Below are 23,659 nucleotides of genomic sequence, written 5' to 3' on the forward strand. Positions count from 1 at the left end.
TGTAAAGAACTCTACTGGAACCGCGACTGGCTGGAATTTCCCCCCCGGATATGATGAGCTGGGAGTCTTCCAGAGGGTTCTGATTGTTAATCTTTAGCGCAAGTGAATTATGCTAACTCAACTGGAGCGTTTAACTACTGAAGTTGATGGTCGGTACGCAACAGATACCGAACTGCAGTTTGTCATGGACTATATCCACTCCTACAATCTGCGGATGAGTACCTACCTCAAGATCAAAGCTGCTGAAACAGATATGGTCCAGAAAGTGTACAACAAACTGCGGGGCTCATCTCCTGAACTTCTATTTAATGGTACGGAAGATATCAGTGGGAAATGGAAGCGAGATACCATCCGAGTTTTGCGTTACTCGGTTGTGGCCATGCTGATCAATGACCCCGAGCGATTGCAGGAACGCTTTCTGTTCTGGTTTCAGACAATTATGCGAGCTTTTGGAGCCCAACGGAGCTGTAAAGTGACCTATGAAATGATGCAGGAGGTAGTGCAGCAATACCTGACACCGGCTGAAGCGTCTCTATTCCTGCCCATCCTGGAGTTGAACCGGAAATTACTAGGAGGATGACCCCGTGTACGCAGTCATGCTTTGAATGATCTGCGCACAGTGATGGGGTGGATGCATACCTGGGCGATCCCGGAACAGGTTGCGATCGGCCAATCCTGGAGGGCATTTGACCTAGATGGGAATCTGCTGGACGACCATCTTGCAAAACGACTGGATGCCTTCGATCATAGCCTGGTGGATAACAGACAGAAATTGGGGAGGGTTTCTCAATGGGAACGGGCCGCTGCATAAGCAGAGAAGAGGTTAAGCTAGATTAGATAAAGTTCCAATTGCTTCCTGGAAGGCTGAATCGACAGTCTATTTCGGGAGGCCTGATGGCAGTCGTTTGTAAAAGGCAATCGGATATGAGAGGTCTCCCGAATCAGTCATCCCGGAAACCGTTGGCCCGTAGAAGCTCGACGATCGCGGGCTTTGTCATGGCCAGTTGGATCGTGTTGCAGGGGGTGACCCTGCCTGTACCTGCCAGAGCAGATGGGGCAGGCAACTCTATGTCCTACAGTGAGCTGTTGAAGAAGCTGGATGATAACCAAGTTGAGAGTATTGAGTTAGATCCAACTCGCAAAGTGGCTCGGGTTAAGTTAAAAGCGCCAGCCCAGAAGAAACCAGGGCAAGTTTTGGAAGTGCCCCTGCTGGAGGAAAATCCAGAGTTGATCGCGAAGGCGAGGGAAAAGGTTGATAGTGCTAACTTGCGGTTTGATATTCAACCCACGCCAGATAATAGTGCAGCTGCGAGTCTACTGGCTAATCTGTTACTGATTTTCCTCCTGATTGCAGGGTTGTTGATGATCCTGCGTCGATCGACCAGCGGTCCCGGGCAGGCGATGAGCTTTGGCAAATCCCGAGCCCGCTTCCAGATGGAGGCCAAAACTGGCGTCATGTTTGAGGATGTGGCGGGGATCGAAGAAGCCAAGGAAGAACTGCAGGAAGTGGTGACGTTCCTGAAGAAGCCAGAGCGATTTACGGCTGTAGGAGCCAAAATTCCCAAGGGTGTGCTGCTAGTGGGGCCGCCAGGAACTGGGAAAACCCTGCTGGCCAAGGCGATCGCTGGAGAAGCGGGTGTCCCTTTCTTCAGTATCTCTGGCTCTGAGTTCGTCGAGATGTTTGTTGGCGTCGGGGCCTCCCGGGTGCGAGACCTGTTCCGCAAGGCCAAGGAGAATGCCCCCTGCATCATCTTCATTGATGAGATTGATGCGGTTGGACGGCAGCGGGGTGCTGGCATTGGGGGTGGCAACGACGAGCGGGAACAGACCCTGAACCAGTTGTTGACCGAGATGGATGGGTTTGAGGGCAATACAGGCATCATCATCATTGCGGCCACCAACCGGCCTGATGTGCTGGATACAGCTCTGTTGCGCCCCGGTCGTTTCGATCGTCAGGTGATGGTGGATTTGCCGACCTTCAAGGGCCGACTGAAGATTCTGGAAGTCCATGCGCGCAATAAGAAACTGGCATCGGAAGTTTCTCTTGATGCTGTCGCTCGCCGCACGCCTGGATTTTCTGGTGCGGACCTAGCCAACCTGCTGAATGAGGCTGCGATTCTAACCGCCCGTCGTCGGAAAGAGGCGATCACGCCCCTTGAGATTGATGATGCCCTCGATCGGCTGACCATTGGCCTGAAACTTGCCCCTCGGATGGATGGCAAGGTGAAGTGGATGACGGCTTACCACGAAGTTGGACATGCTTTGGTGGCAACGATGCTCAAGCATGCAGACCCGGTGGATAAGGTGACGATTATTCCCCGTTCGGGTGGGATTGAGGGATTCACCAGCTTTTTGCCGGATGAGGAGCGTGTGGATTCTGAGGGACTGCTCAGTCGCGCCCTTTTGCTCGATCGCATCACGGTGGGTCTGGGTGGAAGAGCTACAGAAGCGGAAGTCTATGGCCAGAATGAGATTGATGCGGGGGCAACCGACGATATTAAGAAAGTGACCGATCTAGCCCGTAAAATGGTCACCCTGTATGGCATGTCCGATCTGGGTACCCTGGCATTAGAAAATCCCAATAGTGAAATCTTCCTGGGACGAGGATGGCTGGATCGGGCTGCGGAGTATTCGGAAGAGATTGCCGCCCGGATTGACCGCCAGGTGAGAACCATTGTGGTGCACTGTTACGAAGATGCCTGTCGGATTATTCAGGACAATCGGGCTCTGGTGGATCGGCTGGTGGAGCTGTTGCTGGAGCAGGAAACGATCGACGGAGATGAGTTTCGCCGTATTGTGGCTGAATCGACCCAACAAAAATTCCACACCGAAGTGAGTGAACACCCGTCAGCAGTAAGGGCCTGAAGAAACGGGGACTAGCGAGTTGCAAACTGCTGGCCCGTTTGTGCTGCGCTGTACTGCTGTGCATACATGGCTCGCAGCACCAGAGCTGGATCAACCCACTGGCCGTTATACTTGAGCCCCCAGTGCAAATGGGGGCCTGTTGTCCGGCCTGTCATGCCCACCCGACCAATCCGGGCTCCAGCTGGGATCATTTGCCCTTCCCAGATCTGAAGTCCTCCTTCCCGATCGAGCATATATTTACCGCCATTCCCAGTGGCTACATAGCCCTTCATGTGGCAGTAGACATGCTGCCATTCACCCGATTGGATGATCACCGAAGTGCCGCAGGCAGTCTTATCAGAAACCTCAATGACTCGTCCGGCCCACCAGTTGCGGACGTAGCTCCCTTCAGGGGCAGCCATATCCAGACCCCGATGAAACTCCTGACTGCGAGATCCATCGGGGGAGGAGCGATACCCATAGGGTGAAGTGTAAGCTTGAAAATTTTCTACCGGAAATGAACCAGCCTGCCAGCTTTGATTGGTTGCCTGGTTCATTTGGGCCAGAGGTTGACCCCGACCAGATTCTTCGGCGGTGACCGGCCCAGCGGGGACCCCGACTCCAATGACCCCTGCCGTGATGAGGCTACTGAGAATCAACCTCTGGCCCATACATGCCAGAGTGAACTTGCCCGCTCTGGGGCTCAGGGATTGCTGTTCAGACACTGATTTTGCACTCCTCATACGATCGAGTCTTGCGAGAGCTAGCCAAGAATTTGGGTGGACACCCGTCATCTCAGACGCTGGAGAGATTTTATTTGCTCCCCAAGCAAGATGAGCTGAGACTAAATTCCTAAGTTTGACGATGATCTAGCTAAATTTCCCTCGACCTGTCAACCCTTTCAGTCTCTCTTTATACCGGAAAAATAGAGGATATCACATCATGAACGCTGAAATCCGCATGATCCATCTTCCAGTAGACAATCAGGCTATGATGCAGCAGATTGCGGTGCTACTGGTAGACAGTTTTCGAGACAACTACCCGGAAGCCTGGCCAGACTTGCAGTCCGCTCTGGAGGAAGTGCGGGCTTCTCTTTTGCCTGGGCGGCTCAGTCGGGTTGCGGTGAACGATCGGGGCATGGTGCTAGGCTGGGCAGGGGGTATCCGCCAGTATGATGGAAACGTTTGGGAATTACACCCCCTGATGGTTCATCCTCAATATCGGTATCGAGGAATTGGTAAAGCCCTGGTTGCGGATTTGAAAGAACAAGTTCGGCAGCGAGGGGCCTTAACCCTATGGGTGGGCACCGATGATGAAATGGGGATGACTACTTTATCGGGCGTTGATCTATACGGTGATGTGTTGGGGCATATCGCCCACATCAGAAATTTAAAAGGCCATCCCTATGCGTTTTACCAGAAGGTAGGATTTGTCATTGTAGGCGTGATGCCAGATGCTAATGGGCCTGGGAAACCAGATATCTACATGGCAATGCCCGTAGGTTAATTTCTAACTCTTGACTAGCGTGGCTTCCAGGTAGGCTGCATATCCTGAAAAATGTGAGGGTGCCCCCATTTTAACTATGGCAATATCCACTTCCCTAGCAGCACTCCCTGGGCAGGATAGTCTGTCTGGCCAGGGTAATTCTGCCGAACTGATCACGGCCCTGATTATCCTGCTACTGGTTGCCACGGGGGTAGCCCTCCTGTCGCGCCGATTACGCATTCCCTATGTCACTGGGTTGGTTTTGGCAGGACTCGTAATTGCCGATTTGCTTCCCCGCCGGATTGGGTTGGATTCTTCCCTGATCCTCAATCTGTTTCTGCCGATTCTGCTGTTTGAAGCCGCCATTAATACGGATGTCAGCCGATTACGCAGTACGGTGAAACCAATTACCCTGCTGGCTGGCCCGGGCGTGGCGATCGCCGCTGGGGTCACAGCCACCGTCTTGAAATTTGGCCTGGGTTTGGGCTGGGTGCAGGCACTACTGACGGGGGTGATTCTGGCAATTACCGATACAGTCTCGGTGATTGCGGTGTTCAAAGAGGTGTCCGTGCCCTCCCGACTGACCACGATCGTGGAAGGGGAAAGTCTGTTCAATGATGGCTTTGCCCTCGTGCTGTTTAGTCTGATTCTGCAGGGGCATACCACAGGCTCAGTCAGCCCTCAGGATGCGGTGCAGCAATTAATTCTGGTCATTTGTGGGGGGGCCTTGCTGGGAGTTGTTACCGGCTACTTGAGTGCAGGAGTCCTGGTGCGATCGGCGGATCCCCTCGGTAGTATCTTGCTCACTGTTGCCGTGGCCCTGGGAACCTTTGAAGTCGGGGAACTGCTTCACGTTTCTGGAGTCGTTGCGGTGGTTACGGCTGGGCTTATGGTTGGGAGTCTGAGCCTTTCCCGAGGGGTTTCTGCCTCCAGCCGCATTACCCTCCTCAGCTTTTGGGAATATGCCGGTTTTGGGGTTAACACGCTCATTTTCCTGCTGATTGGGCTGGAAATTGACCTAACTTCCCTCTGGCGGAGCTTGCCCGCGATTCTCCTGGCTGTGCTGGCCTATCAAGTGGGACGGGTCTTAACCGTGTATCCCCTTTCCTTCAGTCTGGGTCGCTTCGATCGACCCATCCCCCTGCCCTGGCAGCATGTGCTCTTTCTGGGTAATATCAAGGGCTCGCTCTCCATGGCCCTGGCCCTGGGGATTCCGGCTACAGTGATGGGTCGAGGTGAGCTCGTGACCCTGGTATTTGGTTCGGTACTCCTCTCCCTGGTGTTTCAGGGGCTGAGTTTACCCTGGGCTGTGCGTCGATTGCAGGTGACATCCCAATCGGAATCCCGGCAACAAATTGAGGAGTTGCAGGCTCAATTGATTACGGCCAAGGCGGCCCAAGATGAGCTGGAAACCCTCTTGAAGAGTGGGATTTTACCTCGAACGGTCTACGAAGAACTGCGATCGACCTATCAAGTTCGGATTGCTGCAGCGGAAAAAACCTTGCGCGATCTGTTTAACCGTCGGGCCAGCGACATGACGCTGGCTGAGCGCAAGGGCACCCAATTGGATGCCATCCGCCGATATCTGCTGCTGGCTGAGAAGGGCGCTCTCAATGAGGCGCTGCGGAAGCGAATTCTGACGGAAGAGATCGTGCGGGAACGGGTGCAGACGATCGATAGCCAGTTGTTAAAACTGGAAGATGATTGAGAAGCCAGGCCATATCTCCAATCCGGTCTGTTAGGCACAGCCTTCGACAAAATCGATCGCCTGATGCAAGGATCCCGGTTTGGTCACCAGCAAAATGGTGGACCCTGGTTCCAGCAGGGTGCTCCCATTGGGGATCTCCAGATCGGCATGGGGATGGGGTTGGTACCCGATAATCAGGGAGCCTGTGGGAAATCGGGGGTCCTGGGCGATATCGGCGACAGTGCGGTGGACCACATGGCACTGGTTCGGAATGGGCAGTTTGAGCACTTCAATCTGCCCTTGTTCAAAGTGCATCATGGATTCTACTTCTGGATATTCGATCGCATTGACCATGGTCGAAACTGCCAGATCAATGGTGCTGACAATCCGATGGGCCCCTGCAATGCGAAAGGGTTCGGCAAAATCTCGATGGCGCATGCGGGCCAGGATGAAGGGGACACCATAATGCTTGGCCAGAGTGACCATAGCCAGATTTAAAGCATCATTTCGCAAGACGGCAGCAACCGCATCGGCCTTGCGAATGCCAGCCTCCAGCAGGATTTCGGTACTGACCGCGCTCCCTTCAAAAGCCATAGCCCCGACCTGCTCACGCGCATAGCGACAGGCAATCGGGTCAATATCCACGATCGAAATGGTATGCCCCAACTCCACCAGGCGCTGTGCCAGGTTGATTCCCACTAAACCTGCACCCCCTACTAGAACATACATGGCTTGCCCCTCTAGTATGTATGAACCGTTGTATGAACGGTCAGTCTTATGGAACCGCCTACAATAAGGTCTGTAGTTCAATGACATCACAGTCTTTTACAATATTTCACAATCCTTAAGGAAGGGAGTCAAGTCATTCTGGTGGAGCAAATTTACAAATGGCTGTCCGATCGTACCCATCAAGCGTTGCTGTCTGTCCTGGCTGGAGGATTGCTTTTTAGAATAGTCAGTGCGTGCTATCTCTATCCCGGCTTTGATGAGGCTTACTACTACGTTTATACGCTTTATCCCAATTTAAGTTACTTTGACCATCCTCTCCTGGTGGCTCTGACCACTGGGTTGGGGGTTTGGTTGACCGGAGCCGTGAACCAGTTCACAATCCGCATTGGGACTCTGGGTCTTTACACGGGTAGTCTAATCCTGGTGTATTTGACGGGAGCCCGGTTATTCTCCCGCCAGGCCGGATTCTTGGCGGTTGTGCTGACTTCCATCATTCCCTTTTTTGTGGTTGGCTTTGGGATTTTGACCCTGCCAGATTCCCCACTGATGTTTTTCTGGACAGCAGCATTGTATGTGGCTGCGATCGAATTCTTTCCCCAGGCAGGATTGGCCGATGCTCCTCCCCCCTACAGGCCGAGCTATCGTCTTGCTCTGCTGGGAATGCTGGTTGGGTTGGCCTGTTTAGGGAAGTACCACGGGTTTATTTTGGGGGTGAGTCTGATCGGGTTCTGCCTAACCAGTCCCCGCCATCGGATTGTGTTTTGGTCTCCCTGGACCGGGGCCAGCCTGGGTCTGTTTGGGTTGACCCTGGCGCCACTGGTGCAGTGGAATGCCCAACATGACTGGATTTCCTTCACCTTTCAGTCAGCCCGTACCGTGCCGAGCGATCGAGGCTTCAACCTGCTGGATGTCCTGCTGGTATTTCTGATGTATGTGGCCTACCTGTTTCCTACGATCGGCTTTCCCCTCTGGTGGGCCAGTTGGAAGGCCCTTTGGTCAAAACGGCTCCGGTCTGTGACTGGGGAATTGGGCCAGAAACAGGATCTGTTACTGTGGATTTCCCTCCCCCTGATGGTTGGATTCACCCTCATGGGGGGCTATAAGCAGGTGTTGCCGAGCTGGCCTATGCCTGGCTTCTGGAGTGCAACCCTCCTGCTCGGGCATCAGGCCTCGATCTGGCAGCAGCAATCTCCCCGAGGGGTGCGGCGCTGGCTGCGGGGTTCAGCGATCGCTGCCTGCAGTCTGGCTCTGTTTGGTCTTTCCCATGTCGCCTTTGGGATTGTTCAGAAGCCCGGGAACTACGCTCTTGGGGGTGGATTCTGGGCTCCCAAAGATGACCCCTCAGTGCAACTGTTGGATGTGGTACAAATTCGGCAACGCTTTGCAGCCTCACCCCAATTAATGGCAGCACTAGAAGCTGCTGATTTTATGTTCACCAATCGCTACTTTGTTGGGGGACAACTGGCGATGGCGTTGGTGCCTCTGGCCCATAAGCCCATGACGACTTTTGACACAGACTTAAGGGGATTTGCTTACTGGTCTAAACCGGATGAATGGGTAGGCAAAGATGGTCTTTACCTAACGACGGAATTGTTCCAGGACGGGGAAGATCTGATGCAAAAGTATGGGGATTACTTCGATACAATTCAAAAGGTTGCAGATGTTCCCCTACAACGGGGTGGATCGATCACAGCAGTCGTGACCGTCTATCAGGCACAACACCTGCGTAAACCCTATCCCCGGCCCTATGGAAATTCGTGATGCGATTGAAGCCGACTTACCGGCGATCGTTGAGATTTACAATGCGACTATTCCAGGTTGCATGGTGACTGGGGACATGGAGCCCGTGTCTGTGGAAAGTCGCATCGCCTGGTTTTATCAGCATGAACCAGCACAGCGCCCCCTCTGGGTGGTCGAAGTGGACGGAACCGTTGCGGGCTGGCTGGGTTTTCAATCCTTTTACGGTAGACCGGCTTACCAGGTCACTGCGGAAATTAGCCTCTATGTTGCTGAAGCCTATCGCCGCCAGGGTTTGGGGCGTCTACTTCTGGAGCAAGCGATCGCTAAAAGTCCTGGCCTGGGGTTGACAACCCTATTGGGCTTTGTCTTTGGACACAATAAGCCCAGCCTGAAGCTTTTTCAGAGTCTGGGCTTTGAACGTTGGGGCTATTTACCGAAAATTGCTGTTCTGAATGGGGTGGAACGAGATCTGGTAATTATGGGCTATCGGGTTAATTCGCCACCTCAGCCATCTCAATCACCCGACTATCCAGATCCTTAAGCAGAAAATTGAGTGGTTTTTCTCGCCGAATTTTGTGCTTGATTCCTCGGGTCTGGATTCGCATCAGCAATAGGTCCAAACAGGCCCGTTCAAAGCAAACATGTCGATGGCGGTTCTTTTCGCCGAAACTGGCTCCCGAAATCACATGAAGTTGGGTGTTTTTCTTGAGCTGATACCACAGCCCATCTGATCCCTTAACTGTTCGAGTTGCCGCACCACCAGAACCGACCATGGAAGGGGACAGATAGAGGGGATCAACGGCACCCGCTGCTCCCAGAGTCTGATCGTAATTGTAGTAGTAGTGCAGTGGGACTTCGGCAGCGGGGAGTCTTAATAACCCCTCATAGATCTGACGGGCTACTTCCAGATCCGTCACCATGATGGTGTAAACCTTCGGTGCGCTGGTCAGAAACAGCCACATTGCGACAGCATAAGCTGCCAGCAACATAACCATGACACCCTGGGTGGACAGGATACTATCCAGAGGAAGAGAGGGTAAGAAGGAAGCGATGGGGAGAGAAGGCAACAAAATCATGAACGCAATCGGAGACAAATTCGCCTAAATGATGATTAGATTTCAGCGTAATCGAATAGCCCTAGTTTATCAAGTTGGGCTGAAACCTGCTGGGTTCAGAAGGAGATAGCCTTTTGCGGTTCAACCACCCATCCAGAAACTGCGGGGGGGACGTTGCATGTAAGGCTCTTGCGGCAGGTCTGTCTGGTGGCAGGGCTAAAAAATTAAGTTTCGAGTTTTTGGATTAAGGTCTAACGACAGCAGATTCATCAAACTTCTCAAGAATAGGGTGTCAATTCGGAGATCTGTCTGTATATTGGGTGCATTCATCATGCTCAATGAAGAACCGTGACCAGGAATCTGCATATCCCCAGTTTTCCCGAATGCAACCATGACATTGTCAAGGCTGTAGCGCATCATAGCGATCAGGAGTTATTGACCCTGTTTCAGCGCTATCCCGATCAAGGACAATACTTTACGGCCATCTTCTGTCGCTACAGTCCGATCGTCTATACCCTGATCCAGCACTCAGCCCGCTCCCCGGTTCAGGCCGACTATCTATTTGCCCTGACCTGGCGGCATCTCTATTATGAGCTGGGTGGGCTGGATTTACAGGCCCACGAAAACGTGACGCTCCAAAGTTGGCTGATCAGTTTAACCGCATTCTGTATTAACCAGGCTCAACTACCACCGGTTGAGGCGATTCAGTACTCTCTTCAAGCTGCGCCTCCCCCCCTCTGGTGTTATATGGAACAGGCCCTGGATCGCATGCCCCCCATGATTCGTCTGATGGTTTTGATGGCTCAAACCTTCCACTGGAGCGAAACTCGGATTGCTGCTTATCTGCAAGCTGAAGGAGACGTGGTCTCACCTGCAGAAGTAAAAGCTCGTTTGCGCGAAGGATATCGTCTGCTAGAGGAGCATTTACCCGCAGATATTCGTAAAATCTATTTAGATGGGGAATGGGAAGAGGATCTAAATGCTCAGTCTGATCCAGAACTCGTTTCCCTGGATTCTGGGTTTGAATAGAGGAGCTACTTCAGGAGGGTCCCATGAAGGGTTTAAGTTTACTGATGGCTACGATCGCCTTGGTGCCGCTGGTCTTGCCTGAAATTGCGCTCAGTCGTCCAGGGCTGCAGACCATTCCTGCTCCATCGCTCAATCAGCAACTGAATATTAAGGTTAATAATGGGACCCGTGGCTTTGATCGGGAGGAAGCCGATCGCTTACTGCGATTGGGGGGGCAGCAGCAACTCCAAGGGGACTATGAGGCTGCGATAGCAACCTGGTTCAAAGCGATGGACCTCTATCGTCGGCTGGGTGATGTCGAGGCAATGGGGATTACCTATGACTATATTGGGATTGCCTATGCCACCATGGGTCGCACCTACGAGGCTGAAGATACGCTCCGTCGCCGTCTGGCGATCGCCCGGGATAATCGAGATACGAAAGGGGAGATTTTCGCCCTGAATAATATGGGCACGATGCTTCTGCGGCGGGGCAATGTGCCAGAAGCTCAAAAGACCTTTACGACCGCATACGTTCTCGCTACCCAGGTTAACAGTCCTCAGGGAACGGGGCTTTCTCTCAGTAACCTGGCAGTTGCGTCAGCCGGTCAGGGAGACTATGTTCGGGCTATCCAGCAGTACCAGACGGCCCTAGCTCTGCGGCGCGAAATCGATGACAAGGCAGGGCAGGTGAATACCCTGAATGGTCTGGCAGCAGCCTATCGGATGATTGGCCGCTATCCAGATGCAATCTCCACCTATCGGATGGCCCTGGACATGGCCAGACAGTCCGAAGATGGGCTCAATCAATTTCGGGCGATCGATGGGCTGATTGCGATCTATCAGACCACGCAAAAGCCTGATCAGGCTTTTCTCTGGCTGGATCAACGCCTCACCCTGTCCCGGGCAGTCAATAGCCCCCGACAGGAGTTAGAAACCTTAAAGACTCTCGCGAGTCTGTATCGTGCTACCGGTAATCTCCCAGTCGCCCGCAGCACCTATCAGCAGGCTCTGGTTGTGGCCCGCACCGTTCAGGATACCGAAGCTCAGAACACTATTCTCAGTCAGTTGAATCAAATTAACCTGTTGCTGGGTTTACGACAGTAGACTCTAGTGGTAATCGACTCACCGATGACCCAGGGGCCTCAACCCCTGGTTAGTCTTTCAAACCTGTGCAGGATAGGTGGCTTTGCGCCGATGGCTGAGGGCAATTGAAGTGCAACCCGTCAGGGAAGGTATTTATGGCAACTAAGAAAGAGTTCAGTAGTTTCCAGGATATGTTGACGGAAAGTAGTCAGCCGTTGCTGGTAGATTTTTATGCTCCCTGGTGTGGCCCCTGCCAGATGATGGCAAAAATCCTGGAGCAGGTTCATGCTCAGATGAAAGACCGTCTCCAAATTGTGAAGATCAATACGGATCACTATCCTGATATTGCCACCCAATATCAGGTTCAGGCGTTGCCGACCCTGGTGTTGTTTAAGGCAGGACGACCGGTCGATCGCATTGAAGGGGTGCTGCCTCTGGATCAACTGATGCAGCGTCTTCAAGGGCATGTCTAATTGGCTTAGGCTGGCAGGGCTGAAGGGAGGCATGGGCAGGGCCATCTTCCGTAGGGGTTCCATAGGTTGAATCTCTAGAGTCCTGCCGTAGGGAGGGGACAACTACAAGGTTTTACGTAATCTTTACTGATATGCAGGTATAACATTGCACATCTTTCATGGATAAGCCGGTAGGCTAATAGCAGGGTTGAGTTGTGGCTTGTTGATTCACGGCTCAGTTGAATCTTGTTATTAGCCCAGAATTAACGGAGTTTGAAAGATATGCGTTCCCTGGTTGTTTCGGCATTGTTGAGTGTAACTGGTGCATTCTACCTACTGTCAAATGGCGTTCAGTCTGCCAGTGCCGGTACTCTCTACAACGGTTGGAATTACAGCATTGATGCCTTCGGAGATGGCTCCCCAGATTCTGCTCTGAGCTCTATCTACGATATCAAAGGGATTGCGATTAAAAAAGATGGCGGTAAGGTGTATGTTGCAATTAGTGGCAACACGTTGCTGGGAGGGATGGAAAAGGACAAGGCCGGTGGCACGATCGGTTGGGGCGATCTGTTCTTCAACTTTACGGGTAAGAGCTTTGCTGATGCAAATAAGAACGGTCAGCTTTTCGGTGTTCACTTTGCCGATGCAAATGACTCTGGTGTGGACGCACTTGGCCTCTATAGCGGCGTCAAGGCTCTTGATAAAGTCACCTATAAGGATGCAAACGGTAAAAACCAAACTACGACGGTGACCGCCTTAAACAACGGCTATGCTAACCTGAACAGCTACTACAACAATAGCGGTGGCAAGTGGTATAAGGAGGGCACTCAGGGAGATCTGCAAGATAAAGCGGATACTGATGCCTACTACGGCAATGGTAATCAGATTCTGCCGGTCATCGGCACCGGGACAAAAATTGGGGATATCAACCTCCTTAGTGCCACAGAGCTGACAGCTCAGGGAATTAATTTTGGCCATTTCAATGCCAATCCGGTGCAGAAAACCCAGACAAAGCAGAAGGTGACAACAATTCTGAATAATCCGCAGATCTTCGGGTTTATGTTCGATGAATCCCTCCTGCCGTCCAGTAACTATATTGCCAACATCTTCCTGGAGTGTGGCAATGATGGGGTAGCCATCAAGGTCCCTGAACCCTCCGCCATGGCGGGTCTGGCTGTTTTGGGTCTGAGCGCAGGGCTGGGCCTGCGGAAGCGCCGCCGTGGGGTTGTTGCGTAGAACCTTGACCGTGACAACCCAGGGATGCTGGGGAGTCATGGTGTTGATCGTGGGTTGAGGAAGGTTCAATCTCTGATGCAGGGGCGAGGATATCTCGCTCCTGATTTTTTGGGGCCAATGTCTTTAAAGGGGAGAGAGTCCTGACTGGAAATTCAACTCAAAGCGATGGTTGATAAACAGGGAAGAGCCGGGCAGGCAACTGGGTAATGGACGGAGTTGCCCCTCTAATGCGAACACCCGTTGAATGGCGGACTGATCGAGGGCAGGGTAGCCGCTAGACTTGACAACAGCCATATTGCTAATTTTCAAATCTCTGGAAATCCGATATTCCAGCAAGGTAATCCACCGTCCAGAGCTAGGCGGCTGAGGGGGCTTCCACCCTTCTTTGACCGCAAGCTGCAGATTGGTTTTGTAGAGGGATAGCAATTGCTGACAATAGCGCTGGACGATCGGAACCTTAACAGGGCCTAAGGCCTGCTGGTTTTCAGGGCTGAGCGTCATACCAGGAAAGAGTCTTTGAATGGCGTCATAGAGGTTTTGTCGGGTAGGGAGCGGTTCTGTGTAACCCTTAAGGAAAGGCCCTTCCAGCAACTCTTCTTGATACTCTTTGCTCCAGCTCATGTTCTGTTGCGTGACCTTGCCCTGGGACAGGTCAATGATGGCCTCCTCCCCCTCATTTAAGGTGAAGGCTGCCACCTGCTTGGGAGCAGATGGGTTTTGGGCCATGAGGGGTTGAGATCGGAGCAAAAAGTTGGTGCTACGGAACAACGCCTTGCGATCATCCGTGGCGGCTGGCAAAGGAGAAACCATCACCTTGCCCTCATAGACCTTAATCACCGTGATTTGCTTCTGATCATCAGCCTCGATCGTATAAGTGGTACCTCGGACACCCGTGACGATCGTTTGTGTACAGACATTTACCGCTCCACTCACTAGAATAATGCCTTGGCGGAGCTGGGCACATTGGGTATTAACTGTCAGGGAAGAATTTGCCGTCAGACGAGCGATGGCTCCCGTATTGAAAGTCAACTGGGCTCGGGCCTGTGCTGTGCGGACTCGTTCCCCTGACCGGGCAATATCCTTGAGTTTGGCCGGATGTTCCTGAATGTAAACCTGAGGACTATCTAAGATTTTGGTGATTTCTGCCCGCGTCACTTCGGCGGCCTGTCCTGGGGCAACCCCGATCGCCCCACCCATCAAGCAGAGCGCTATCAAATAGGCAAAACCCCTGCCGTGCTGGCCGAAAAACGCTGGACTGGGTTGAGTCACCATGGGACCTCCTAGGAAACCGAGCTGACGGGAGGCGGTGGATTGGAGGTCGGTTCGGAAGCCTCAGGTTCTGGGATTTGGGGTGTGGGCATGTGCTTCAATTCCCAGACTTTGAGTAGGATGAGATATTCGTAGAAAGTTTGCAAGGTACACCAGGCAAAACCCGGCCCCCCATCCAGGATGCCACCCAATACAAAATACATGTATAAGAAGCGCACAACCGGTCTCAAGGGTAAACGCAGAGATAAATCTTTAAGTGCCCTGCGTCGATCCACTTCGGTCTTTCCCAGAAAGAGATCCTGCCAGTTGATCTGACCATGTTCTAATTGGCGAACGGTTTCTACCGCTTCATCGCTGGAGTAGCGGTTATGCTTGTCAATCCAGCGGCTCAGTCCCTTACTGCAGGTGTAGTGGGGGTAGGTTTCTTTCAGAAAAGAGGTGGGGCCGTCGCAGACTTCCCGCTCTGTGTGGCCATAGTCAGAGAACCAGACCTTACCATGGCGGAACAGACGCATCTGATAGCGGGGATATTGAGTACTGTAGCGAATCCAGTGCCCCATGAACATCACCCGTTCCGCTACATAATACCCCACATACTCGCTGCTCTGGATGGCTTGCAGCCCTTCTTGAAAGAGTTCAGGGGTGATCCGTTCATCCGCTTCCAGGATATACACCCACTCATGTTTGGGGGGAACTTCCTGCAGCATCCAAGTCCGTTGCCGACCATGGCTTTCGAAGGCGTGTTGCACCACGCGAATCGGATAGCGTTTAGCAATTTCGACGGTGCGATCGCTGCTGAGAGAGTCAATCACGATGACATCATCTGACAGCATGGCCGATTCGATACAGGCAGCGATATCGATTTCTTCGTTGTAGGTCAGGATATAAATTGAGAACATACCGGCACTGCTTGAAAGAACTGGAGGAGATTGCAGGAGTGAGCTTTTTTGAGGATCCATTCCTTAGGTCTGAAAAACCAGAACTCCTGAAAAACCAAATCCTAAAAGAACAGGAGACAGGGCCATCCTAAACTTCCCCATCTCCTGCATTGCTCATCGTCTAACGAGCCTGTTTGCCTCCGCCAGTATCCATCCCTTTGAGTCCGATCCATCCAGTTGCGATATATCCAATGGCCAGTAAGAGACTATTGATCCCGGTCCGGAGGCTGGATTTTAATGTGGCTGTCTGAGCTTGCTTCTCCAACTGGAGTTTACGCTCACGAACTTTGGTTAAGCCTCGATCCTTGGCTTGTTTCGCCTGTTTCTCCAATGTGGTCGGATCTTGCTTATAACGCAGCAATTCTTCCTGCTGTTTCTGAAGCTGGGTCAGTTGGTCAGGGGTGAGTTGTCTTCCCTGAGCCTGACCACTTTTAATGACTTTATCCAGTTCTGCAAGACGCTGAGTATCATTCAGCAAGCTAGAAATTTGGAGCTGCTGTTGCTGAACCGTAACATCTACCTGGTTCTCAGCGGCTGAAGCTTCCTGGTTAATCCGTTTGACCGTATCATCCCGCTCAATCATGGCATTGTTAATGTGGAAGGGAATGATCAACAGGAAAACCAGGCCCATCAAGCTGGCAAACAGAAAGGCAGCCAGACCAACGAGTTTGCCGGGGCCAGGTCTGGAAGACATACTTCCTGTGGCCCCATCGATCCAAATAGCAACTAATAGAAAAGACAAACCTACCAGCGGTACCACGCCCCGATCGACGAGTTGAGAAACAAATCCCAACTGCCATTGACGTTCGAGTACGCTCGAAGGCGTAACCAGAGTCAGAACATCTACGATAAAAGAGAGAATCATAATGCTGCAGATGAGCTTCAGCAGCAGAGAAATGAGAGGCGCAAATTGGCGGATATCTGTTGCTTTCATGGATCGAAAGTAGGGTTACTAGGGTGTCTTGCCAACAATATTTTCAGGGATTGTTCCGTAGCTCAGGATACTACTAAACGCCATCCCATATGCGGTTACCGATTTCGCTCTAGCCTAGCTCTTCGGCAGAATAGCGTTGCGCTTAGCCAAACACTTGAAGTGCTTGCTGTTAGTAAAGGGAGAACTCGTCATAAACTTGGCGGAACCGCAGTAAATATACCTAAATACACTCAGGTATAAACTGTTATAACTAAATGGGCAAACAGAAACGGGCGAATAGGTTTGAGCGACGATCTGATTGTTCGATCTTAATTCTGGAAGGCATCAATTGCCTTAATTCTCTCACGACCGTTATACCTGAAATCGTCATCCCCTATCGATATCAATCAGTTAATTTAAGAAGCTGGGCTGCTGCAGGAGTTCTGGCTGCTTGATTGGGTTGAGACCCCACTTTTTGACAGGACTTTTTGACAGGGCTTTCTAGCACGGTGCTTCTGGGGCAGGGGGCTAGCCAAACATCCAAGTTTTAATGAACGGTATTGTTGGTATTGTGGTTTTTCAGGATATCCCTACCGAGATGGAAAGAACGATAGAGGTCCTAAGCAATCAGACTGACTTGATTCAGAGAGCCTTCTCTCTGGCTCTGGCTAAAATAGAAACGGCAATTGAGGAGAGGGGGCTCTGCACGATCGCACTGGCTGGTGGGAGTACGCCTAAACCGCTCTATGAGGCAATGGCTGAGCAGATCCTACCCTGGGATAAAATCCACGTCTTTTGGGGGGATGAACGCTATGTTCCCCCCAATCACCCGGACAGTAATCAGGCGATGGCTCGACGGACTTGGTTGGATCGAGTTCCAATCCCGGCTACCAATATCCACCCCATACCGACTGATGAGGCAGACCCCGCGATCGCAGCAATGAAACATGAAGCTGAGCTGCGGCTGTTCTTTGGTGATGATAAAAATATTCCCACCATAGATCTGATCCTGTTAGGGATGGGAGATGATGGTCATACAGCTTCATTATTTCCCCATACTGAAGCTCTGCAGGTTCAGGAGCGTTTGGTTACAGTGGGTAACAAGGATGGGCAACCCCGAATTACCTTTACAGTACCATTGATTAACCAGGCCCGCTGCGTTATGTTCATCGTGGCTGGGGCTGGTAAACAAGCTGCTTTAGCACAGATTTTTTCTCCTGTGGCCGATCCGATGGCTTACCCTGCGCGGTTAATTCAACCCCAGAGAGAGCTCTGGTGGTTACTTGATGAAGCTGCTGGACAACAGTTCAAAGCAGCTTCGTCCTGATTGAGACCTTGCTCAAGATGTCCTGAGGTTGAGGCTTGATCTGGCTCCCGCCCTTATGATGATTCCGATTGAAGGAAAAATCTCCATGATTGTCTGCCCTAATTGCAACCACCAAAATCCTGATGGCGCAACCCATTGTGAGGCCTGCTATACACCTCTACCCGCCACAGCCAACTGCCCGAATTGCGGTGCAACCATCCAGACAGATGCTCATTTCTGTGGTCAGTGTGGATTCAATTTGAAAGCAGTTAGAGGGGATGGAGAAATTACAATCGGCTCATCATCGGTGGGTGGGGCTCAGCCTGCTTCCTTAGGGGTTGTTTCTGGAGAGGCTGAGATCCCTGACTTGGTTGCCCCTGAACCGCTGGTTGCGCCTGAACCCCTACCTTTGCCCGAACTGACGCCTGTGAACTCAGATTCAGGATCTCATAATGTACCTCAGCCCGTTTCTTCTTTCTCAACGGGTTCCCTCGCCGGAGGGAATGCTCCTGAGGGGCAGGGTTCTGTCGGAACCCCTGCTTCCGTGGTCTCTCCAGGGAAGGGGTCTAAGACCCAATTGCAGCAGCAAGTAGCTCGTCTTCTGCATCTTCGAACGGAAACCCTGATAGAATTACCGCCTGGCCTTACGGTGATTCATATTGGTAAGCCGAACGATCGCATCCCTCCTGATCTGGATGTTTCTGGTTTTCCGGATTCTGACATCGTCTCCCGAATTCATGCTGATATTCGGGTGGAGGGGGACGCTTATTATATCGAAGATACGGGCAGCTCTAATGGCACTTATATTAATAACATCCCTCTTCCATCTGGGAACCGTCATCGTTTGAGAGCGGGAGATCGGATTTCCCTGGGTAAAGGTGACCGGGTTTCTTTCTTGTTCCAAATTTCCTGAATGTGATTACGCTGACTCTACTACATGCTAATCATCATGATGTCCCGGTTCAAAGTTGGACCTTTGAGCGGGAGTCAGTCATTCGTATTGGGCGAGCGACAGACAATCATGTGGTGCTCTACAGCGCAGTAGTTTCCCGCCATCATGTAGAACTTCGGCTCAGCGGAACTTCTACCTGGGAGGTTGTCAGCCTGGGAACCAATGGAACCTATCTGGATGGTAAGCGAATTACCCAGGCTCCAATTTCCGACGGCATGATTATTCGATTAGCCCGCTCTGGTCCTAATATTCAGATTAATTTGGGTCAAAATCTGTTGCAACCTCCTGTTTCTCTGGTAGGGGAGGTGACGCTAGGGCAGCAGCGGGGTAAGAAGTTACCAGAAAATATGGCGACAAGCGACAATCTTTCTACGCCCAGAGAAGATCGGTCGTCCCTGCCCATGGAAGTGTTACAGGTTGATCCCCATTTGCCAGCTAAGGATACCCATACCGGAGAGCGGCAAAGTGAGGAGCCAGCCAATGACAGCTCTTTAACGGTTCAGGCTGAGGAAAAGGAGTCGGCTGTGCCGTTGCCAGTGATCCCTGCTCCTGCTTCTGTTGTGGTAGGGCAACGGTTGAGTCCAGGGCAACGGTTTAGCATTGAAACGGGTGAGCCCCTGCAAGTGAAGCAGGTGATTGGTCCCTATCAGGTGCTGGAAATTCTGGGTCAGGGCGGTATGGGGATTACCTATCTGGCTTGGCGAGATGGCCAGAGTGTGGTTCTGAAAACCTTGAATCCAGAATGGATTAACCATCCTAAAGCGCTGGAACTCTTCGATCGGGAGATCAAAGTCTTACAGCAACTGACCCATCCTGGCATTCCGCGACTGCTAGATTCTTTCTCAATTAGCAAGCAACCTTATCTGGTTATGGAAATGATCCATGGTCAGAATTTGTGTCAGTACATAGAAACCCAAGGGGCGGTTTCTCAGAAGCAGGCGATCGTCTGGATCTTGGAGGTCTGCGACATCCTGGTTTATCTACATAATCAGGTACCACCGATTCTGCATCGGGATATTAAACCTGAGAACTTGATTCGGCGAGCAGTTCCCAGAGGCGATCGAGAAATTGCCGTGGTGGACTTTGGTGCGGTTAAATTTCTGGCCCTGGAGGCCGGAACCCACATTGGCTCAGCGGGCTATACGGCACCGGAACAACAGGGAGGACATGCCACCTCTGCGTCTGATTTGTATGCCCTAGGGCCGACATTGGTGTTTCTGCTGACTGGTCAGGATCCCAGCCTCTTTTACAAGTATTCAGGTCAGGAGTTTCGGCTCCAGGTGCAAGAGATTCCGAATTTGACCCCGGAAATGCGGATGATTGTTGAAACCCTGACAGAGCCGGATCCGGAGCAACGGTATTATTCGGCAACCGAGGTCGCTGAGGCTTTACGGCGGATCCAGGCTTAGCTATAAGGTTTAGGATTCGATCCGGGGTAAGCCCATGCTGTAATTGAGCACTCGGCTGTCCAGGTTGTAGCTGATGTCGCCCTTCTGGAGGAGCGATCGGACAAAATGTTCCAGATCGGAACCAATGCGGCGGAGGTTGTACTCGGTCAGATCCGCCCCAGCATAGTCAGTAATGAGTTCGTCAAACTTACGATAAACCTGTTGCAGAGCAGTATCATTCCAAACCAGCTCGTTATCTGGATCGACATCCAGGGTGAGCACATCATCCTTCTCCACCAAACTATCCTCTTCAATCTGAGCCGTAAAGATATGAATATGGCGGGTTGTGGATTTCAGCATCATAAGACTTTGCCTGTTTACTTCCTGGAATTTATTGTAAACGCTTGGCGGAATTCCAATAGAGAGACTAGAGTTTGGAATGCATCATAGTCTCCCATAAAAATCCTCTATGAAACTTCTGTTCATTCGCCATGCTCAATCGATCGGCAATCAGCAACGACGAATGCAGGGCCATGGGGACTTTGAATTGTCGGAGGATGGGCGACGACAGGCCGAGAAATTAGCGCAACGGTTGATGGCAGAATTCTGGTGGCCCTCCCATGTTTACACCAGTCCGCTGAAACGGGCTGTCCAAACAACAGAAATCTTACTGAACAACTTTATAACGGTTCCCTTGCCCGCTGCTGTCAGGGATCTGATTGACAGCAGTTCGGAATTGTCAGGGGTAGGGCTGGATGGAAAACATCCGCATAAACTGCAACTCCATTACGCAGAGGAGCTCAAAGAACACCAAAACGGAATCTTGACAGGATTGACCTGGGCTGAAGCGCAGGCTCAGTATCCAGAACTCTGCCAGACACTGGAGACCTCCCTCGACTGGATTCCGATTCCGGGCGCTGAGTCCCTGCAGGAAGCCCGGGGGCGAACGAAGCAGTTCATTCAGGCCCTGCTGACGCAGCATCAGGATTCAGATCAGATCTGGATTGTGACCCATAGCTGGATTCTGCAACATCTGATTTCAGAACTGTTAGGGTCGGATCGCTCCTGGCGGATGCATGCTCAAAATACAGCCCTGTTTGAATTCTGGATTAATCTGACCCGCTGGAACTGTACGGATCAGAATCTGTGGAACACGGATCTCTGGCAGATTCGTCGTTTCAATGACTATCGGCACCTGTTACCCTGAGTCCCGCAGGGGCAAAACTTGATGTCTTTGAGCCACGGCCATGGGCATAGAGAGGGGGGGTAAAACTACTGTGAAATCCCTGCTTTTGTAGCAAGGCTGACAAACCCATCTCTAGACTGATAGGATTAGGATCACATCATTTGTTAATAAAGTCATAATATTATGGCTGTCAAATAGCCAGTCGCCGAGATCAATATGGTTAATCCCGCCAACGATATTGCCAGGCAGGCTCGTCAGGGTAGCGTTGCAGCCATTATTCAGGTTCTTAATGATCAACTGTCCGATCAGGGTGTCAGGACAAGAGCCGTATTCTCAGACCGGGTGCTGCAGCTTCTTTGTGAAGCAGCCACCACCGATCAGCTCGAGCAGGTGCTCCTCGTTGATCGGGTCAAGCAGATCCTGGAATCCATCTCACCCCGGCATGTGCATCGGGTCAATATTAACAGTCGTATTGTTCGGGAACAACAATTGCTCTGGCTGGATGAAATTAACCGGGATCCGGAGAGCCAGCTTTTGTGGTCTCAGGAAATTACCTTGGCTAAGCCCAACATCCTGAGTCGTTTTCTGCAAGAGCGTAAGGCGCAGCGATCGGGCTATTCCAGATCTGCCCTGCCCCGTCCCCTCCCCTCTCGACCGTTCCGGGAACAGCGCCAGTTTTGGCGAGGCATGTTGGGGGGGGCTGGCTTGAGCTTTCTGGCTCTGGCTGCCGCTTTTGGTCTTTGGCACCTATCTGGAATGAGGTCTGGCAGTGAAACCCAGCCCAATACAGCCTTGAACCCGGCCCCCTCTCCGGCCGAGTCCCCCGTGTCTCCGGAGGGGACTTCCCATCCGGCTGTGGCAAAACCGGTATCCCAGATCAAGTCTGTGGTGCCTGCTCGCAAAGATGATCCTTTTGTTGAGGCTGTGCGACTGGCAGAGCAAGCGTCCCAAGAGGGTAAGCAGGCCCAAACTTCAGTAGAATGGTTGCAACTGGCAGCCAAATGGCAAAGAGCATCTGACCTGATGGGCCAGGTTTCTCCTAAAGACGATCGCTACAAAACGGCTCAATCGCGCCGACAGTTCTATCGCCAAAATAGTGAATCAGCTTTGCAGGAAGCTGAGAAAAAACAGGCCACAATTAGTGAATAACCTGCATAGGGGCTGGTAACTGATGCTGTTTAGTCCGCGCTTGCAACAGGAGCTTCCAGGCCATGAGGAAAGGAACCGAGGGCAGGAGCAGTTTCAATCCGGTAAAAAGTTGTCTGTCCTTCAGGGCAACAAAACCCCAGTGTAAGTTCAAGTAGTTTTGAATGTCTTTGATGCTGGGAAGTTGCGCCTGATGCTCAGGACGGATATGAGCGTAGATTTTCTGTTTGATTTTCAGGTTCGTGTTTAGCCGTTCCTGAATCGAATTTTTTCGATTCGACCCACCTTCCCAAACTGTTCGGTAAGCCAAACCTTGATTGATAAAGATGGCATCCCCAAATTGAGCAATTCTCACCCAGGAGTCAATATCGTCACAAACGGTGAGATGGATGTCCCATCCACCTGATTTCAGAAACGCCTCTCGGGAAACCGCAACCTGAACGGGGGTCCCAAAGGCGACTTGCTCTAGCAGCATGCCACGGTGAATATTAACTTGAGGAATATGAAACACTGGCACAGGCCCGATCGAGGGGGTGCAACCTAACAGATGGCCGCCACTGTTAACCTGAATTGCCTGGCCAGAACAAATAACGGCTGTGGGATGCAGGGCGATCGCCTGCAACATGACTTCAATACAGTTAGGGGCCAGATAATCATCATCGTCTAAGAATTTGATCCAGGTTCCTGTAGCCTCAGCCACCCCGACATTAACGGACTGGGAGTGTCCGCAGTTAGACTCGTTGCGCACATATTTTAACCGGGCATCTCCCTGGTCTTGCAGACTGCTGACTAGATGGCCCATCCGTTGGGCTGTCTCATCTGTAGAGGCGTCATCGATCACAATGACTTCACAGGGGAGGGATTGGTTCAGGGCAGAATCAATGGCTCGATTCAGGAATCCCCATCGATTGAAGGTTGTGATGACAATAGTAAACGTGGGTGGCGGCATGCGGGATGGCTTATAGCAACTGTCATGGGAATGAGGTGGGGTAGACACCCCCTTGTCCCCCATCTGTTAGGGCATCGCTATAGGGATGACTTCCTGATCAGGAGATAGTTCAGTCATCGGAATGGCCAGGGAATTCTTCTTCAGCTTAACATGCTGACCCAATTTAGCTGGGAGAGCAGTCAAGGTCTGACCAGTCTTGCGAAAGGGTTGTTTTTTAAAAGAAACGGAGTAAGATTGCACTACGTTTCTCGCCAGGAACCATAGGTGACCAGAGATAGGCAATCAGAGACA

24 protein-coding genes are annotated in these 23,659 nt (G+C 51.8%); 16 read left to right on the top strand and 8 right to left on the bottom strand.

Features of this window, described 5'->3' with window-relative positions:
- Window positions 1-109: 109 nt before the first annotated feature.
- The 3 genes from BST81_RS07490 (at window position 110) to ftsH (ending at window position 2,865) form a co-directional block, all read left to right on the top strand.
- Entirely contained in the window at window positions 110-580 is a 471-nt protein-coding gene (locus tag BST81_RS07490; protein WP_075597908.1) for a phycobilisome protein, read from the top strand.
- A gap of 21 nt (window positions 581-601) precedes the next feature.
- Window positions 602-811, top strand: a complete 210-nt coding sequence (locus tag BST81_RS07495; RefSeq protein WP_075597909.1) for a hypothetical protein — start codon at window positions 602-604, stop codon at window positions 809-811.
- Between the two features lie 185 nt (window positions 812-996).
- Window positions 997-2,865, top strand: a complete 1,869-nt coding sequence (gene ftsH, locus BST81_RS07500) for an ATP-dependent zinc metalloprotease FtsH (protein WP_216351255.1) — start codon at window positions 997-999, stop codon at window positions 2,863-2,865.
- Window positions 2,866-2,876: 11 nt separating this feature from the next.
- Here the strand turns inward: ftsH and BST81_RS07505 are convergent, their stop codons facing one another.
- On the bottom strand, window positions 2,877-3,569 hold the full coding sequence (locus BST81_RS07505) for a M23 family metallopeptidase (protein WP_253188137.1): 693 nt from the start codon (window positions 3,567-3,569) through the stop codon (window positions 2,877-2,879).
- A gap of 217 nt (window positions 3,570-3,786) precedes the next feature.
- Between BST81_RS07505 and BST81_RS07510 the strand changes: the two genes are divergently transcribed.
- Both BST81_RS07510 and BST81_RS07515 read left to right on the top strand, forming a co-directional pair.
- A complete protein-coding gene (locus BST81_RS07510) occupies window positions 3,787-4,350 on the top strand; it encodes a GNAT family N-acetyltransferase (RefSeq protein ID WP_253188139.1) in 564 nt (187 codons plus the stop codon).
- A 76-nt stretch (window positions 4,351-4,426) separates the two neighbouring features.
- Window positions 4,427-6,037 (top strand): sodium:proton antiporter, encoded by a 1,611-nt coding sequence (locus tag BST81_RS07515; RefSeq protein WP_075597910.1) that lies wholly within the window; start codon window positions 4,427-4,429, stop codon window positions 6,035-6,037.
- A gap of 30 nt (window positions 6,038-6,067) precedes the next feature.
- On the opposite strand, the gene BST81_RS07520 is transcribed toward BST81_RS07515, so the two are convergent.
- Entirely contained in the window at window positions 6,068-6,745 is a 678-nt protein-coding gene (locus tag BST81_RS07520; protein ID WP_075597911.1) for a TrkA family potassium uptake protein, read from the bottom strand.
- 141 nt (window positions 6,746-6,886) lie between these two features.
- Between BST81_RS07520 and BST81_RS07525 the strand changes: the two genes are divergently transcribed.
- Window positions 6,887-8,506 carry a glycosyltransferase family 39 protein gene (locus BST81_RS07525; protein WP_075597912.1) on the top strand — a complete coding sequence of 540 codons (1,620 nt, stop codon included), beginning with the start codon at window positions 6,887-6,889 and terminating at the stop codon, window positions 8,504-8,506.
- A complete protein-coding gene (locus BST81_RS07530; RefSeq protein WP_075597913.1) occupies window positions 8,493-9,026 on the top strand; it encodes a GNAT family N-acetyltransferase in 534 nt (177 codons plus the stop codon). The genes BST81_RS07525 and BST81_RS07530 overlap by 14 nt, the downstream gene beginning before the upstream one ends.
- Here the strand turns inward: BST81_RS07530 and BST81_RS07535 are convergent.
- Complete coding sequence (locus tag BST81_RS07535) at window positions 8,977-9,561, bottom strand: glyoxalase-like domain protein (protein WP_075597914.1); 585 nt, start codon at window positions 9,559-9,561, stop codon at window positions 8,977-8,979. The two genes, BST81_RS07530 and BST81_RS07535, sit on opposite strands and share 50 nt — an antisense overlap.
- A gap of 327 nt (window positions 9,562-9,888) precedes the next feature.
- Here BST81_RS07535 and BST81_RS07540 point away from each other — a divergent pair, with 327 nt between their 5' ends.
- The 4 genes from BST81_RS07540 to BST81_RS07555 all read left to right on the top strand — a co-directional run bounded on the left by BST81_RS07540 (window position 9,889) and on the right by BST81_RS07555 (window position 13,321).
- Window positions 9,889-10,569, top strand: a complete 681-nt coding sequence (locus tag BST81_RS07540) for an RNA polymerase subunit sigma-70 (RefSeq protein WP_083636720.1) — start codon at window positions 9,889-9,891, stop codon at window positions 10,567-10,569.
- Between the two features lie 23 nt (window positions 10,570-10,592).
- Window positions 10,593-11,654 carry a tetratricopeptide repeat protein gene (locus BST81_RS07545; protein ID WP_075597915.1) on the top strand — a complete coding sequence of 354 codons (1,062 nt, stop codon included), beginning with the start codon at window positions 10,593-10,595 and terminating at the stop codon, window positions 11,652-11,654.
- 134 nt (window positions 11,655-11,788) lie between these two features.
- Window positions 11,789-12,106, top strand: a complete 318-nt coding sequence (gene trxA, locus BST81_RS07550) for a thioredoxin (RefSeq protein ID WP_075597916.1) — start codon at window positions 11,789-11,791, stop codon at window positions 12,104-12,106.
- A 261-nt stretch (window positions 12,107-12,367) separates the two neighbouring features.
- The gene (locus BST81_RS07555) at window positions 12,368-13,321 is read left to right on the top strand and encodes a PEP-CTERM sorting domain-containing protein (RefSeq protein WP_075597917.1); all 954 of its coding nucleotides are present in this window, start codon (window positions 12,368-12,370) and stop codon (window positions 13,319-13,321) included.
- 123 nt (window positions 13,322-13,444) lie between these two features.
- Here BST81_RS07555 and BST81_RS07560 read toward each other — a convergent pair whose 3' ends face one another.
- The 3 genes from BST81_RS07560 to BST81_RS07570 all read right to left on the bottom strand — a co-directional run bounded on the left by BST81_RS07560 (window position 13,445) and on the right by BST81_RS07570 (window position 16,462).
- Window positions 13,445-14,593: a FecR domain-containing protein gene (locus BST81_RS07560; RefSeq protein WP_075597918.1), complete on the bottom strand. Its 1,149-nt coding sequence runs from the start codon at window positions 14,591-14,593 to the stop codon at window positions 13,445-13,447.
- Between the two features lie 8 nt (window positions 14,594-14,601).
- A complete protein-coding gene (locus BST81_RS07565; protein WP_075597919.1) occupies window positions 14,602-15,489 on the bottom strand; it encodes a glycosyltransferase family 2 protein in 888 nt (295 codons plus the stop codon).
- A 160-nt stretch (window positions 15,490-15,649) separates the two neighbouring features.
- The gene (locus tag BST81_RS07570; protein WP_075597920.1) at window positions 15,650-16,462 is read right to left on the bottom strand and encodes an HpsJ family protein; all 813 of its coding nucleotides are present in this window, start codon (window positions 16,460-16,462) and stop codon (window positions 15,650-15,652) included.
- 529 nt (window positions 16,463-16,991) lie between these two features.
- On the opposite strand from BST81_RS07570, the gene pgl reads away from it, so the two are divergent.
- The 3 genes from pgl to BST81_RS07585 are packed head-to-tail and all read left to right on the top strand — an operon-like array spanning window position 16,992 to window position 20,108.
- Window positions 16,992-17,768: a 6-phosphogluconolactonase gene (pgl, locus tag BST81_RS07575; RefSeq protein WP_253188142.1), complete on the top strand. Its 777-nt coding sequence runs from the start codon at window positions 16,992-16,994 to the stop codon at window positions 17,766-17,768.
- A gap of 55 nt (window positions 17,769-17,823) precedes the next feature.
- Window positions 17,824-18,660: an FHA domain-containing protein gene (locus BST81_RS07580; RefSeq protein ID WP_363079580.1), complete on the top strand. Its 837-nt coding sequence runs from the start codon at window positions 17,824-17,826 to the stop codon at window positions 18,658-18,660.
- Window positions 18,661-18,662: 2 nt separating this feature from the next.
- The gene (locus BST81_RS07585) at window positions 18,663-20,108 is read left to right on the top strand and encodes an FHA domain-containing serine/threonine-protein kinase (protein ID WP_075597921.1); all 1,446 of its coding nucleotides are present in this window, start codon (window positions 18,663-18,665) and stop codon (window positions 20,106-20,108) included.
- A 9-nt stretch (window positions 20,109-20,117) separates the two neighbouring features.
- Here the strand turns inward: BST81_RS07585 and BST81_RS07590 are convergent, their stop codons facing one another.
- Window positions 20,118-20,450: an NAD(P)H-quinone oxidoreductase subunit M gene (locus tag BST81_RS07590; RefSeq protein ID WP_075597922.1), complete on the bottom strand. Its 333-nt coding sequence runs from the start codon at window positions 20,448-20,450 to the stop codon at window positions 20,118-20,120.
- Between the two features lie 106 nt (window positions 20,451-20,556).
- On the opposite strand from BST81_RS07590, the gene BST81_RS07595 reads away from it, so the two are divergent.
- Together BST81_RS07595 and BST81_RS07600 are read left to right on the top strand one after the other, a co-directional pair.
- On the top strand, window positions 20,557-21,294 hold the full coding sequence (locus BST81_RS07595) for a histidine phosphatase family protein (RefSeq protein ID WP_075597923.1): 738 nt from the start codon (window positions 20,557-20,559) through the stop codon (window positions 21,292-21,294).
- Between the two features lie 195 nt (window positions 21,295-21,489).
- Window positions 21,490-22,422, top strand: coding sequence for a hypothetical protein (locus BST81_RS07600; protein ID WP_075597924.1), 933 nt, complete (start codon window positions 21,490-21,492; stop codon window positions 22,420-22,422).
- Here BST81_RS07600 and BST81_RS07605 read toward each other — a convergent pair.
- On the bottom strand, window positions 22,412-23,416 hold the full coding sequence (locus tag BST81_RS07605) for a glycosyltransferase family 2 protein (RefSeq protein WP_253188143.1): 1,005 nt from the start codon (window positions 23,414-23,416) through the stop codon (window positions 22,412-22,414). The two genes, BST81_RS07600 and BST81_RS07605, sit on opposite strands and share 11 nt — an antisense overlap.
- Between the last annotated feature and the right edge of the window lie 243 nt (window positions 23,417-23,659).

It is taken from the genome of Leptolyngbya sp. 'hensonii' (assembly GCF_001939115.1).
Classification (GTDB): Bacteria; Cyanobacteriota; Cyanobacteriia.